10 protein-coding genes are annotated in these 14,710 nt (G+C 65.9%); 3 read left to right on the forward strand and 7 right to left on the reverse strand.

The annotated features are described in order from the left end of the window. Nucleotides 1-104: 104 nt before the first annotated feature. The 7 genes from BX604_RS29290 to BX604_RS29320 all read right to left on the reverse strand — a co-directional run bounded on the left by BX604_RS29290 (nucleotide 105) and on the right by BX604_RS29320 (nucleotide 9,437). Nucleotides 105-1,829, reverse strand: a complete 1,725-nt coding sequence (locus BX604_RS29290) for a tannase/feruloyl esterase family alpha/beta hydrolase (protein WP_098554334.1) — start codon at nucleotides 1,827-1,829, stop codon at nucleotides 105-107. 27 nt (nucleotides 1,830-1,856) lie between these two features. Continuing rightward, nucleotides 1,857-3,005, reverse strand: a complete 1,149-nt coding sequence (locus BX604_RS29295; RefSeq protein WP_098554335.1) for a porin — start codon at nucleotides 3,003-3,005, stop codon at nucleotides 1,857-1,859. Nucleotides 3,006-3,071: 66 nt separating this feature from the next. After that, nucleotides 3,072-4,277, reverse strand: coding sequence for a 3-(3-hydroxy-phenyl)propionate transporter MhpT (gene mhpT, locus BX604_RS29300; RefSeq protein ID WP_098554336.1), 1,206 nt, complete (start codon nucleotides 4,275-4,277; stop codon nucleotides 3,072-3,074). A gap of 210 nt (nucleotides 4,278-4,487) precedes the next feature. Further along, complete coding sequence (locus BX604_RS29305) at nucleotides 4,488-6,401, reverse strand: feruloyl-CoA synthase (RefSeq protein WP_098554337.1); 1,914 nt, start codon at nucleotides 6,399-6,401, stop codon at nucleotides 4,488-4,490. Continuing rightward, a complete protein-coding gene (locus tag BX604_RS29310) occupies nucleotides 6,398-7,846 on the reverse strand; it encodes an aldehyde dehydrogenase (RefSeq protein WP_098554338.1) in 1,449 nt (482 codons plus the stop codon). Before BX604_RS29310 ends, BX604_RS29305 begins: the two co-directional genes overlap by 4 nt. A gap of 46 nt (nucleotides 7,847-7,892) precedes the next feature. After that, nucleotides 7,893-8,723, reverse strand: coding sequence for a p-hydroxycinnamoyl CoA hydratase/lyase (locus tag BX604_RS29315; protein WP_098554339.1), 831 nt, complete (start codon nucleotides 8,721-8,723; stop codon nucleotides 7,893-7,895). Between the two features lie 222 nt (nucleotides 8,724-8,945). Beyond that, nucleotides 8,946-9,437 (reverse strand): MarR family winged helix-turn-helix transcriptional regulator, encoded by a 492-nt coding sequence (locus tag BX604_RS29320; RefSeq protein WP_098554340.1) that lies wholly within the window; start codon nucleotides 9,435-9,437, stop codon nucleotides 8,946-8,948. 232 nt (nucleotides 9,438-9,669) lie between these two features. On the opposite strand from BX604_RS29320, the gene BX604_RS29325 reads away from it, so the two are divergent. Genes BX604_RS29325 through BX604_RS29335 form a run of 3 tightly spaced genes read left to right on the forward strand, consistent with a single transcriptional unit; the run spans nucleotide 9,670 to nucleotide 14,650 of the window. Beyond that, a complete protein-coding gene (locus tag BX604_RS29325) occupies nucleotides 9,670-9,939 on the forward strand; it encodes a PAAR domain-containing protein (protein WP_098554341.1) in 270 nt (89 codons plus the stop codon). Further along, nucleotides 9,940-13,794 (forward strand): type VI secretion system Vgr family protein, encoded by a 3,855-nt coding sequence (locus BX604_RS29330; protein WP_098554342.1) that lies wholly within the window; start codon nucleotides 9,940-9,942, stop codon nucleotides 13,792-13,794. Next, the gene (locus BX604_RS29335; RefSeq protein ID WP_257146457.1) at nucleotides 13,760-14,650 is read left to right on the forward strand and encodes a hypothetical protein; all 891 of its coding nucleotides are present in this window, start codon (nucleotides 13,760-13,762) and stop codon (nucleotides 14,648-14,650) included. Before BX604_RS29330 ends, BX604_RS29335 begins: the two co-directional genes overlap by 35 nt. The last annotated feature ends 60 nt before the right edge of the window (nucleotides 14,651-14,710 follow it).

Genomic DNA, 14,710 nt, shown 5'->3' on the forward strand with positions numbered 1-14,710 from the left:
AGCCGGCGGCAAATGCCGTCGTCATGCGCGGCGCGCCGCCGCCCGCCAGGCCGCGGCAAGGGACCGATGCATCCGCGCATCGGTCCCTGCCCACACCGTCTACGTCATCGACAACTGAAGCTCGCCGCCGAGTTCACGTCGCCCGAGCCGTTGTAGCGCGCGACCTGCGGATACGGGCACAGCGGACGCGTGCGGCCCGCACCCCACGACGCCGGCACGTCGGCGTTCGGCACCGCGTTCGTCGTGTCGCGCGCGGTGGCGACGATCGCGGCCGGCGCCTGCCCCTGCTCGACCCACGCGACGAGCGGCGTCAGCATGTCGAACTGATCCGTCGCGGGGCCGCCCGAACAGTGGTTCATCCCCGGCACCGGATAGAAGCGCGCAAAATCCGACGCGTCTCCGCCGTTCGCCTGCGCGACCTGCGCATACCAGTCACGCGTGTCGTTGAACGAGAACACCGGGTCGCCGGTGCCGTGATAGACGAGCAGCTTCGCGCCGCGCGACTTCAGCGCGGCCAGGTTCGTCTCGTCGGGCGGCGTCATGAACGACCACGCGGATTGCGTGTACACGCCGTTCGTCGCAAAGATCGACGGCGCATCGGTGTCCATGTCGAAGCCGAGCGCGAAGCCGGCGAGGTTCGCGAGCGTCGCGGCGGTCTTCGGCGGAGACATGAACGTGAACGCCATCGCGGCCGGGTCGAGCGTAACCGAATTCGACTGCTTCCACGCGGCCCAGCCGCTGCCGGCCACGCCCGGATCGTACGGAAAGCTCGCGTAGAGCGCCGTGCCCGCGCTGTTGCGCGCGCCCGCGAACACGTTCTCCAGCGCGCTCTTCTGCGCGGTCGTCAGGCACGACCCGGTGCGCGTGCCGTTCGCGCAGGCCGGGATGTCCGTCTCGACGCTGAAGTGCGCCTGGCACGCGGCGACGTCCTGCACCATCCCGTCCGTCGCGCCGTCGAGCGCATCGCATTTCTCGAGGATCTTCGCGCCGACGAACTGGCGCTCCGCATCGGTGAAGCCGCTGCGGATGTCCGGCAGCCCGTTGGTGCCGGTCGCCGACGCGATCTTCGCGAACTGCTGCGCGCCGTACATCTCGCCGATCGCGGCCTTCGGCAAGTGGAAGCCCGGGTCACCCGCGATGATCCCGTCGTAGTCGCCCGGGTTGCGCACCGCCGTGACCATCGCGTGACGGCCGCCGTTCGAGCAGCCGTCGAAATAGCTGCGGTCGGGCGCCTTGCCGTATGCGAGCCGGATCACCTGCTTGGCCATCGGCGTGAGCGCGTCGACGGCGCCGTAGCCGTAGTCGATCCGCGCCTGCGGATCGATGCCGAACAGCGGGTTCTGCGCGGCGCTGTGCCCGGAATCCGAGCTGATCACCGCGAAGCCCATGTTCAGCGCGTCGGTCAGCGGCCCGCCGCCGCCGATCTCGCCGGTCGCGGTCACGACGTTGCCGTCGAGCCCGCCGTTCGCCTGGTAGAAGAAGCGGCCGTTCCATGCTTTCGGCAAACGCATCTCGAAGCCGATCGCATAGGTGTTGCCGTCCACCGCGCTCACACGCTCGTTCATCTTCCCTTCGATCACGCAGTGCTCGGCGATCGGCTTGCCGGCCACCGTCAGCGCGCCGGCGGCCGCGGTCGTCACCGACGTGAACGACGTGTTCGCATACGCGAGCTTCGCGGCGAGCGCGTCGCAGGTCTGCGTCATCGCGGCGGGCGTCGCGGCGCTCAGGTGGGTCGGTGTGGAACTGACCGAATCGTCGCCGCCGCAACCGGCGAGCATGGCCGCCGCGGACAGCGGCGCAATACAGAGGAGTGCAGATTTCATGTTCAAGATATCTCCCGTTCGTCAGGCTGCCGATCAGAACATGTGGCGCACGCCGACCATCGCGCCGAGCTGTCCCATCCCTTCGCCGGGCGTCGTGCCGGCCCCGCCGCCGCTGACCGCGTAGCGCGCCTGCGCGCTGTTCCACAGATACGACGATTGCGCGTAGACGGCCGTGCGCTTGGTCAGCAGATAGGTCGCGCGCAGCGTGGCCATCGTCGCGCGCGTGTCGTGCGCGCTGTTGACGATCCGGTAGCCTTCGCCGTCGACGACGAAATCGGGCTTCACCGCATACGACGCCCCAACGAAGAACAGGTCCGAGTGCGCGCCGGGCGCGGCCGGCGACCCGGTCGACACGCGCCGCCCGATCCAGCCCGCGCCGATGCGCGCGCCGGCCGCCTGCGCGTAGGCGCTCACGTGCGTGCGCGCATCCTTGCCGCCGCTGCTGGTGAAGGCGACCGGCTCGACGCCGTCGAAGAAGTTCGCGGCCGCGCCGGTGCCGCCACGCTGTTCCTCGTACGAGGCTGCCGCGCCGAAGTACGCGCTGTCGTACTTGAGCATCACCGACCAGTTGCGGCACTGGAGCGCGTCGCCCGGCACCTGCCCCGCGCACGTGCCCTGCCCCGGCGAGTTGCCGGTGCCCGCGCCGTCGCGGCCGAACGAATAGGCCGCGCCGAACGTCACGCCGCGATACGTGCCGACGTAGGTCACCGCGTTGTCGGCGCGACCGTTCGGCACGTACGCATCGAACGAGCCGAGCCCGTATATGTCGGGACCGATGATGTCCGCGCCCTGCAGCGCGAGGTAGGTCATCGTGTACTGCCGCCCGAACGCGAGCGTGCCGAAGCCGCCCTTCAGCCCGACGAACGCCTGACGCCCGAACAGCCGGCCGCCCTGCCCGAGATCGCCGCCGCGCACGTTGAAGCCGCTTTCGAGCGTGAAGACCGCCTGGTAGCCGGCGCCGAGATCCTCCGCACCGCGCAGCCCCCAGCGCGACGGCAGCTCGCCCGTCACGCCCGGCATGCGCACCACGTGGTCGCCCGCCGCGTTCGCGTGCGACAAGAATTCGACGCCGGTGTCGATGATGCCGTACAGCGTCACGCTCGACTGCGCGTGCGCGCCGGGCGCGGCGAATGCGCAGCACGCGCCGGCGGCCAGCAGGCCGTTCCTTGTGTTCTTTTTCATGTCGTTGCGTCTCCAGACCTGGGTGAGTCGCGCGCTCTGACGGCGCGCATTGAAAAAAGCGAAACGTCAGTCGCCGGCTTGCGGGCGGCGAATCAGCACCAGCGCGGCGACGGCCGCAACCAGCGTGACGGGAATGCTCGCGCCGATCACCACCGGCGCGCTGTGGCCCGCGGCCAGCAGCGTCGCGGCCGCGAGCGGCCCGACGACGGAACCGAGCCGGCCGACGGCCACCGCCGCGCCGACGCCCGTGCCGCGCATCGCGGTCGGGTAATAGATCGCGGCGAGCGCATACAGCACCGACTGCCCGCCGACCACGAACATCCCGGCCGCGAACGCGGCCGCCGCGAGCGATACGAAACCGGGCGCGGCCGCCAGCGCGGCGAGCGACAGCACGATCCCGACGTACATGCCGCCGACCACGCGCGATGCACGCATCCGGTCGAGCGCCGCGCCGATGCCGAGCGCGCCGAGCCCCGCGCCGACGTTGAACGCGATCTGCACGAGGCCGACGTGCTCGCGGTCGAGCCCGCGCGCGGCCATCAGCGACGGCAGCCAGTTCAGCAGGAAGTACAGGACGATCAGCGTGCAGAAGTAGCTGACCCACAGCGCGACCGTCGCCGTCGTGCGGCCGTCGCCGAACAGCGTGCGTGCGACGCTGGTGCGCGCGGCCTGCGTGCCGGCGACGTCGAGATACGCGCGCGATTCCGGCAGGCACCACACCAGCAGCGGCACGAGCAGCAGCGGCCCCGCGCCGCCGACGTAGAAGATGTGCCGCCATTCGGTGTCGCCGGCGAGCAGCACGCCGATCAGCGACGCGATCACGCCGCCGAACGGGATCCCGCAGTACATCGTGGCCACCGCGCTGCTGCGCGAGCGCGGCTCGACCGCTTCCGACGACAGCGCGATCAGGTTCGGCATCGCGCCACCGAGCCCGATGCCGGTCAGCACGCGCACGACGACCAGCATCGCAAAGGTCGACACCTGCGCGGTGGCGATCGACAGCAGCCCGAACAGCACGGCCGACGCGATCAGCACGCGCTTGCGGCCGATCCGGTCGGCGAGCCGGCCGCCGAGCATCGCGCCCGGCAGCAACCCGAAGGTGCCCGCGCTGAACGCGATGCCCATCTGCGAGACGCTCAGCCCGAATTCGCGCGCCATGCGCGGCGCGGCGACGCCGACCGACTGCAGGTCGAGCCCTTCGAGGAGTGCGATCGCGAAACACAGCGCGAGCGTGGTCGCGACCGTGGGTTTTTCGGCAACGTAGGTGTTCATCCTGTCTCCAGATCCGATGTCTTGTAGTCGGTCGGCCTTGCACCGACCGCCGCGCGCCGCCGGCCAGTGGCGGACGAGCGCGCGAGGTGTCGGCTGAACGGCCGCCTTTATCAGGCAACCTGATTCAATGACCGCAAGTATGCCTGCCGGTCACGTGGCCGGCCGGTCGGTCGTTACGCCTGCTTGTTGTTGCTGGAACCTGCCCGCTGCTTACGCGTACATCACGTCGGGATCGCGCCGCGCCGGGTCGTACAGCGCGTCGATCGTCGCCGCGCGGTGCTGCTGCACGGCCGCCTGGTTCAGCGAACCCTTGTCGGTCACTTCGCCGAGATCGAGCGACGGCGGCGTGTCCATCAGCCGAATGCGCGCGACGAACGTCGAACCGCCGCTCGCATGCCGGTTCAGCGCGGCGAGCCATGCCGCGAACGCCGCGCGCACGGCCGGCGCGCACAGCACGTCGCGCAACGGCGCATCGGCGGCGAGCCCCGCGAGCGTGCGGCACACGTCGGCACGCGGAAACACCAGCAAGCCGATGTCGTCGCGATTGATCCCGGTGACGACCACGTCCTGCACGTACGGCGCGCCGCTCGACACCGCGTTCGCGCGCAACGGCCCGACGCTCACGAACGTGCCGCTGCTCAGCTTGAAATCCTCGGTCAGCCGCCCGTCGAACAGCAGTCCGAGTTCCGGCCGTTCGGGATCGGCGAAGACGCCCGCGTCGCCGCTGCGGTAATAACCTTCGTCGTCGAACACGTCGCGCGGATCGGCGTCCGCATGCCAGTAGCCGCGCATCACGTTCGGCCCCTTGAAGCGCAGTTCGAGCTTGCCGCCGCACGGCACGAGCTTCGCGTCGCAGCCGGGCGCGGGCAGTCCGATATAGCCGGCGCGCATCAGCGGCCCCGTCGTGAACAGGCACGACGGCGACGCCTCCGTCATCCCAAGGCCGGCCATGATCCGGATGCGCTCGCCGCAATGCGCGTCGGTCACGCGGTCGAGCCGGTCCCACGCGGCTTGCGACAGCCCCGCGCCGCCGAAGAAATACAGCTTCACGCGCGAGAAGAACGTGTCGCGCAGTTCGGCATCGCGTTCGAGCGCGGCGGTCAGCTCTTCCCAGCCCTTCGGCACGTTGAAGTAGATCGTCGGCGCGATCTCGCGCAGGTTGCGCACGGTTTCGTCGAAGCGGCCGGGCACCGGCCGGCCGTCGTCGATGTACAGCGTGCCGCCGTTGTACAGCGCGATGCCGAGGTTGTGACTGCCGCCGAACGTGTGATTCCACGGCAGCCAGTCGACCAGCACCGGCGGCTCGCGCGTGAGCTCGGGCATCGTCTGGCGCAGCATCTGCTGGTTGCTGCACAGCATCCGGTGCGTGGTCGGCACGGCCTTCGGCAGCTTCGTCGAACCGGACGTGAACAGGATCTTCGCGAGATGGTCGGGGCCGACCGCCGCATGGATCGCGTCGATCGAGCGCGGCGCGGTGGCGAGCAGGCGCGACAGCGGCACCGCGCGGCGCTTTTCGGCCGCGTCTGCGTTTGCATCGTCGTCGCGTGCGACGATCAGCGCCGCGTCGGCCGGCAACGTCGCGTCGAGCGCACGCGCGAACGACGCGCGTTCGGCGACGAACACCGCGCCCGGCTTCAGCACGCCGAGCGTGTGGCGCAGCTTGCCGTAGTCGGTCGACACCAGCGAATACGCGGGCGAGATCGGCGAGTACGGCACGCCGGCCAGCATCGCCGCGAACATCAGTTGCAGATGCTCGAGATCGTTGCCGGACAGCACCGCGAGCGGACGCGCGACCGACAGCCCGAGATCGACGAGGCCCTGCCCGATTGCGCGGGCGCGGTCGAGCATCTGCGCGTAGGTGATCTCGATCCAGCGGCCGTCGGCGCCGCGTCGCGCGGCCAGCACGCGCTCGGGATGCGCTTGTGCGCCGCGCACGAGGCAGTCGGTCAGGCGCGTCGGGTAATCGCCGAGCGGTTCGCGCGAGCGCAGATACCACGTGCCGCTTTCCGCGCGACGAATCTCGGCGGAGCCTACCGCGACGGCCGCCGCGCGATAGCGCACGCCGCTCGCGCCGGTCACGGGCCCGCTTGCGGGCTTCGATGCATTCATCGTCACCTCGCTCATATGGGGTAGTGACGCGGCGTGGTCTGCACGGTAATCCAGCGCAGCTCGGTGAATTCGGCGATCGACGCGCGGCTGCCGAAGCGGCCGTAACCGCTCGCCTTCGTGCCGCCGAACGGCATCTGCGCTTCATCGTGCACGGTCGGCCCGTTGATGTGGCAGATCCCCGATTCGATCCGGCGCGCGACCGCCATCGCGCGTGCGATGTCCCGGCTGAACACGCTCGCCGACAATCCGAACTCGCTGTCGTTCGCGAGCGCGATGGCTTCGTCGTCGGTGTCCGCGCGCAGGATCGCAACCACCGGCGCGAACGATTCCTCGCGATAGAGCCGCATGTCGCGCGTGACGCCGTCGGCGATCACCGGCTGCATGGTCGCGCCTTCGATCCGGCAGCCGAGCGGCAAGCGTGCGCCGTGCGCACGTGCGTCCTCGACCAGCGAAGCAGCCCGCGCGGCGGCGGCCGCATCGACCATCGTGCCGAGCGGACGACCCGCGCGCGGATCGTCGGCGACCAGCGTGCGCGCCTTCTCGCTCAACCGTTCGACGAGCGCATCGGCAATCGGCCGCGCGGCAATGACGCGCTCGGTCGACATGCAGATCTGCCCCTGGTTGAAGAACGCGCCGAACGCGATCGCGTCGACGGCCGCATCGAGATCGGCATCGTCCAGCACGAGCACGGGCGCCTTGCCGCCGAGTTCGAGCAGCACGGGTTTCAGGTGCGCGGCCGCGTGGCGCGCGATGATGCGCCCGACGTGCGTCGATCCGGTGAAGTTGATCCGCTTCACATGCGGATGCGCGATCATCCGCTCGACGAGTTCGGGAGCATCGGCCGCCGCGTGCGTGATCACGTTGACCACGCCCGCGCCGAGCCCGGCGTCATCCAGCACCGCGCCAATCAGCGCATGCACGCCCGGGCACGCTTCAGACACCTTCAGCACGACCGTGTTGCCGCATGCGAGCGGCATCGCCAGCGCCCGCGTGCCGAGGATCACCGGCGCGTTCCACGGCGCGATGCCGAGCACCACGCCGCACGGCACGCGCATCGCCAGCGCGAGATTGCCGGGCACGTCGGACGGGATCACGTCGCCGTCGATCTGCGTCGTCATCGACGCGGCCTCGCGCAGCATGTTCGCCGCGAGCGTCACGTTGAAGCCGAGCCAGCCGGGCGTGGCGCCTGTCTCGGCGATGCCGGTCGCGACGATCTCGTCGATGCGCGCGTCCATCAGGTCGGCCGCCTTCAGCAGCCGGCGACGCCGCTCGGTCGGCGCGAGCGCCGCCCACGCGGGGAACGCGCGGTGCGCGGCGTCGATCGCCGCGTCGGCGTCGGCGAGGCCGGCGGCCGGCGCGCGCGACGCGAGCACGCCCGTCGCGGGGTTGAATCGGTCGAAAGTTCGCCCGTCGCGGGCGGTACGCCACTCGCCCGCGATCAGCATCCGTCTGTCGGTCATGTCGTCTCCTGCCTTGCCTGTCTGTTGCGTTGCGTCGGCGGTAATGTCAGCGCTTGTATGCCTGCAGGCCCGGCTTGATCGTCTTCTCGTCGAGGAACTGCTTGAGCCCCTGCTCGCGGCCGTGCTCCGGATCGCGCAGCTGCGCCTGGTCGAGCTTCGCGTACAGGTAATCCTCGCACTGCTCCCACGTGAGTTCGCGCGAGCGCTTGAAGCCGTGCTTCGCGGCGCGCAGCACGACCGGGTTCTTGTCCATCAGCCGCGCCGCGAGCGCGATCGTCGCTTCACGCAGCTCGGCCAGCGGCACGCTGCTGTTGACGAGGCCCATGTCCGCCGCTTCGGCGCCGGTGAACGTGTCGCCGGTCATGATGTAGTGCAGCGCGCGGCGATGCCCGACCGTGTCCGCCATCGCCTTGCTGACGAGGTTGCCGGGCGGGATGCCCCAGTTGATCTCCGACAGCCCGAACACCGCTTCGTCCGCCGCGATCGCGAGGTCGCACGCGACGAGCGGCGAGAACCCGCCGCCGAAGCACCAGCCGTTCACCATCGCGATCGTCGGCTTGCTGTACATCCGCAGGCGGCGCCACTGCCATTCCGATGCGTCGCGCCGCACCTTTTCCTGCAGCGCGTCGGCGCCGCCGTCGATCTCGCGGAAATATTCCTTCAGATCCATGCCGGCCGTCCACGCGGCGCCCGCGCCGGTCAGCACCAGCACCTTCGCCGCGTCGTCGAACTCGATCGCGTCGAGAACCTGCAGCATCTCCTGGTTCAGCGTCGGGCTCATTGCATTGCGCTTGTCCGGGCGGTTCAGCGTGACCCATGCGATGCCGGCCTCCACGTTCACTTTAACGGTCTGCCAGCGGTTGTCGTACTTGCTCATGTCTGTTCCTGTCGTTCGTTTCCAGTGCGATTCGGTGCGCAGCGATCCTGCTGCGGACGGCTTCATTTAATATCAGGCTACCTGATATTGCAAGCGGCACGAGCGCCGGTGTAAACCCGGAGCGGAAAGCGGCAGAAACGGGGAACGAGACAGCGGCCGGTGCTGGCCGGGGAAGGCGAACGCGGGCCGCACGGGCCCGCGCCGTGAAGGTTCCGGAAAGTGTCAGCCGCGCAGGTTGCGCGAGAACAGTTCGAGCGCGCGCTGCACGTGCGCGGCGTCGTCGGCGGCGATGTCGCCGAGCATGCGCGTCTCGAGCGGGCGCAGCACCGCTTCACATTCGCGCAGCATCGCCGCGCCCTCGTCGGTCAGTGTCAGCAGGATGATGCGGCCGTGCGACGGGTCCGCTTCGCGCGTGACGAAACCGCGAGCGGCCATCACGCTCATCACCTCGTTCGCCGATTGCGGCGTGATCCACGAGCGCTCGGCCAGTTGCGCATTCGACGACGCGCCGCGTGCCTCGAGCACCGACAGCGCCGTGTATTGCGCGAGCGTGATGCCGAGCGGCGCGAGCGCGTCGGTCATATGCCGGCGCAGCAGCCGGTCGAGACCGCCGATCACGTAGGTCAGGCGCTGCTGGACACGCGCCTTCGGCTTGTCGCCTGTCGCGCGGGTGGCGTTCTTCGGATTCGCGGGCTTGGTCGGGGTGGAGCTCATGGCGCGGGCAGGATGGGATTGCGGGCCATCTTACCAGCAGGGCGGGGGGTGAACGCATGGTCGCAATATCGGGCTCAACGCGCCTTCATGTTGTCAGTTGATTCATATAAGTACGAAATTATCAGTCGCGTTACTAATTAAATTTCCGAAAGCAATCGATTCTCATCTTAAAAATTGTGCGGCACTTCGTGACGGGGTAAAAGGACGGCTTCATTCCTCGCACGGGTCATCGATGAAGAACGCACAAGGCCATGAAATGGTTCGCTTAGGAGACGCCACTGACCACGGCGGCGAAGTGATCGAGGCGGCCGGCGATTTGAAGCATATGGGAGTTGCCGTTGCGCTGGACGGTCACGCAGTGAAATGCCCCCGATGCGGCGGCGTGTTTCCACTATTGGCAAGCGGTTCGCGCAAACATCGCGGCCGGCGCGTCGGGTTTCACGGCGACAAAACCGCTTGCGGTGCGACCGTCATCGGTCAAGGCACAACGGGGGCGGTGTAAATGGCGATGTTTCCTCAAGCTCGCACGCTGTCACTCTCGGGCGAGGCGCTGCCGACCTACGGCATGGAGGCCCTACCAGTATTCGTTCCCGTACGCTTGCAGGGCACTGAATCCATCGGCCGAATCGATGAATGCCGCTACCTCGTCACGCTGCGAACCGACGACGCCTATGCAGTCTCCCCCAGTCGCACCGCTGATGTTGATCTAGACAAATTGGTTGGCACGGAAGTCACCGTGTCGATCCAGCTTGAAGGCAAAGGGCAGTTCATTCCGGGGCTCGCTGGTGCCGCTGGACTGGGCAACATCGGTGCGGGCACGCGCGAAATAACGGGACTGGTTGAAGCCGCCCGCATCGCCGGTCAGGATCGCGATGCAATCCTGTACGAACTGGAACTGCGCCCATGGCTCTATCGCGCGACACTGACGAAGGATTGCCGCCTGTTTCAGGATATGACCGTCGTTGAAATCACCGATGCGGTGCTGTCGAAATATCCGTATCCCGTCGACAAGCGTCTGGGTGCATTCCTGGGCGTCTACCCGACACGCGACGTGCAGCGGCAGGCGTTTGAATCGGATTGGGCGTTCCTGCAACGCCTATGGGAAGAATGGGGGATCTGGTGGTGGTTCGAGCATGACGACGGTCATCACCGTCTCGTCTTGTGCGATTCCATGGGCGGACACCAACCGCACGGAAAGGCCTACGAAACGCTGCGCTATCTGCCGCCCGATGGTCAGCGTATCGATGAGGAACACATTCACGCGCTGTCCGTGACCAGCCGCCTGACGCCCGGACGCGTGACCGTGACGGATTACGACTACACACGCCCGCGCGCCAATGTGGCCGCCACGGTGGACGACCCTCGCTCGACCGCGAGCGCTGACGGAGAGATTTACGGTTGGGGCGATTACAGTCAGCCGCTCGCGGGCGCGCAAGGTCTGACGGGCCAGCCGAACGATACGGCTCGTGAATCGCGTCACTTCGCAAACGTTCAACTTGAGGCGCAGCGTTGCGCGGGGCGGCGCGCGAACGGGAGAGGGAATCTGCGCGGCCTGACGGTCGGATACACCTTTACGTTGACCGGCTATCCGCAGCAGGCCGCGAATCGTGAATACCTCGTCGTGTCGTGTACGCTCGACATCGAGGAAGTCGCGGGGCGGACCGGCGGCGCGCAGACCTATCGCGTTGACGCGCAATTCGAATTGCTGCCGACGAACGAACCGTTCCGCCTGGAACGCGGCGTTCGCAAGCCCGTCATGAGCGGACCGGAGAAGGCCATCGTCGTCGGCCCTGCCGAACAGGAAATCTGGACGGACCAATACGGCCGGGTCAAGGTGCAGTTTCAATGGGATCGGCAGGGCCGGCACGACGAGCATTCGGGTATCTGGCTGCGCGTGCTGTCGCCGTGGCAAGGCGCGGACATGGGCGCGACGTTCCTGCCGCGTATCGGCCATGAAGTGGCCGTGTCGCACTATTACGGCGACCCGGATTTGCCGGTGATTATCGGCAGTGCCGTCAACGCGTTCCGCCAGCCCGCGCTGGACCTGCCGCACAATCATGCGCTGTCGGTGCTGCGCGGCAAGGAGCTTCACGGCACCGCATCAGGTCATCTCGCCATCGACGATACGCGAGAGCAAATCCAGACGCAGATCGCCAGCGACGCGGGCACGTCGGTGCTGAGTCTCGGCAACCTTCGGCGCATCACGCGGAAGAAAGGCCGTGCCGACGCGCGCGGCAAAGGCTTCGATCTGCGCACCGACGACTGGGGCGTTGTCCGGGCGTTGAAGGGTTTGTTCGTGTCGACGGGCGGCCAACCGGGCGGCCCCGGCCACGCCAAGGACGCCAAGGAGGCAATGGGTCGGCTGACGCAGGCGCGCGAACTGCAGGAAAGCCTGACGAATCTGGCGCAACAGCACGACGCACAGCAACGTGGCACGGACCAGAGCGATGTCATCCGTGCAATCAAGGCGCGTAACGATGCGATTCGGGGAACGCCGTCCGGCGGCGCGGATGACTTCCCGGAACTGACGGAACCGGACATTGTGATGGCCGGGCCGGCGGGGATCAGCCTCGCGGCCGAGCGTAGCGCCCATATCGCGAGCGGAGAGGATGTCGCGATCACGAGCGGCCGGCATGTCGGGATTGCCGTGGGGCGTTCGCTGTTCGCGAGCGTGTCGAATGCGTTCTCGCTATTCGTGCACAAGGCGGGCATGGCGCTTGTCGCCGCAGCGGGGAAAGTGCGCATCGAGGCGCGGACCGATGGTATCGACGTAACCGCCAAGAAGGCAATCCGGATCACGAGCACGGCCGACAGTATCCACCTGCATGCGGCAGAGGAAATCGTGCTGCACGCCGGCAGTACGGAGGTTCGCATCAGCGATCGGGGTTACGTGGTGCGGACGGCCGGCGAACATACGATCTATGCCGGCAGTCATCAGACAGACGAAGGGCAGGTGCGACCGATGCGCCTGCCGGTCACACCCGACAATCCGGGGCAGTATGCGGCGCACTTCGTGCTGTTGGAGCATGACAGCGGGTTTGCGCTGCCGAACCAGCCGTACCGGGTCACGCTCGACAACGGACGCGTGATAGAGGGCGTGAGTAACGCGCTGGGCGAAACGGATGTGGTGACGAGCCACGACATCGCGTTCGGCACGGTGGAGCTGCTGGCGGCGAGCGACCCGGACAAGGTGATTGCGGTGAACCGGGCAGCCATCGTGCGCGACAACACGACGCCCTACACCGCCCAAGCGCCGAACGCCGACAAACGCACCACGACGATCAAGGGCAAGAAGGTCAGCACCCCGGAACAGGGGGCGACGTCCGCGAGTCAGCCGGCCGCGTTCGCGAGCTGCGATCCGCTCAACTTCGGGTTGCGCTTCCATCACTTCATCGATGGGGCTAAACAGGACGATACGCCTCCGGACATGCCGGTGCGCCGGGATGTCGAGTATCCGGTGACGAAGGCCTATACGGCGGCGATCAAGAAGGCGCTTACCGGGATCGAGTGGGGCAAGTTCAATACGTTGAGCGGCGAGATATCGGACGAGGCAAAGGAAAGTATCGCGCTTGCGGTTGGCAATGTATTGAGTACCGCCCTTGCGGCGGGGCCGTTTGGATTGCCACGAGGCTCTTCAGGTGACCGGATGAGTTCAAATGGGGCGGCTCCCGATATCGATATTGTTAATGCAATGGAAGGCGCAGCCAGATACAACATGCGCCCGGACGTAAGCGCGTCGTTTTCCACGTTGAAGTGGGCAATTGTAATTCAAGAGACAGAAATCATGAAGATCATTGCGATGACAAAAAATGACGCCGCCTTGGGTGGCGCTCTGAAGGCACTCGCGGACACGCTTTATCACGAAGCGCGACATTGCCAGCAAGCGTTCTGGATGATGGCCTTGCTTCAACAACATCCGAACGACTATTCTATTTTCTCGCAGGCAATGCGGGTATATGACGACAGTATGCATAAGGATATCTTTGACGCAGCCAAAAAGACGCAACTTCCAGATGACGTGCGGGTGATAGCGGGGCTGCATCGCATGTTGGTTTTTCACTATTACTGGATGATTTTTTATCTGCAAAATCAGACGGGGGGAGCCTACGTAAAACCCGATGTACCAATTGCACAGGCCGAGGTGTGCGAGCTGTTGAGAGTGTCGCCAGAAACGGCGGCGAAGATGGTGAGTTTCGAAGAGGGATACCGGAGCCAGTTACATGAGGAAGATGCTTATGCGTGTGCAGAGGTGGTGCAAGCCTATTGGGACCGCCCTGATCGTGCTTTCGTGCGTAACCCCGGTACATGCACAGGAGAATACGATGCTTCACTTAACGCCATTGGGGGAGGGATTTGAAATGCAGACGACCGACGAAGAGCAGCGCGTCGTGCTGCGCGCCATCCTGAAAACAGCAATGGCGGTCCTGCGCGATGACGCGCCATATGATCCTGAACATATTGTCTTCGGCACAAATTACACAACGTGGACGCACCCTCCCGCAAAAGGGTTCCTTTATAAATACAAAAATCGTGCGCTGCGGGGTACGAAGATTGAGTTTTCCACCGGCGACGATCCGGAGGATTACAGTGATGATCGCGACAAGGTGAAGATTGTCCCGGCCGGAGTAAGAATTGTCGTTGACGCAAGGGTTGCCAATCTACCTGACACGGAAATCAAATCGCTTCTTCAGCTAGAGGACTATTGGATTGATCATCGAGGGAATCGCCGATATGGGAATGAAATAATGGGGCGCACCCCCGATGCTCCCAATTTGCAGTCTTTTCGCTACCGATCAAAAGATATTCCGGGCAGTAAATTTCCTATCGATGTTGAGCTTTTTTATATAAATCCCCCGGACGGATCATTTTCACCCTACCTCGATGAAGTTAGAATAAGTCGCACATACAAGATTTTGACGCCAGAAGAACGCAAACAGCGTCGGTTAGAAGAGCAACAAGCGAAGCGCCACAAATACGGGCTGATGAATCTGTGTACGGGGATGCTGTGTCCTGAAACGGGGATCTGGCAGGGATATACCAGGACTTCCAGTTCGGATATTCATATGATCCGGAAGGGACATAAATTCCCCGATGTCCGCACGCTGACCCCTCGGGAGCAAGCGGAGCGAAACCAGTACACGAACTTGTTTGAGCCGGGTCAGTGGATGTGGGTAAAGGAATATGTGGAGCCGGAGTGGATGAAGGAAGGCTGACCCGGATCAAGCGTGAGCCGGAAAGACGAAGGTCCATATGCAAAATCGCGTTCAAGACAT

Source organism: Burkholderia sp. JKS000303 (assembly GCF_002563755.1).
In the GTDB taxonomy this organism is placed as follows: domain Bacteria; phylum Pseudomonadota; class Gammaproteobacteria; order Burkholderiales; family Burkholderiaceae; genus Burkholderia; species Burkholderia anthina_B.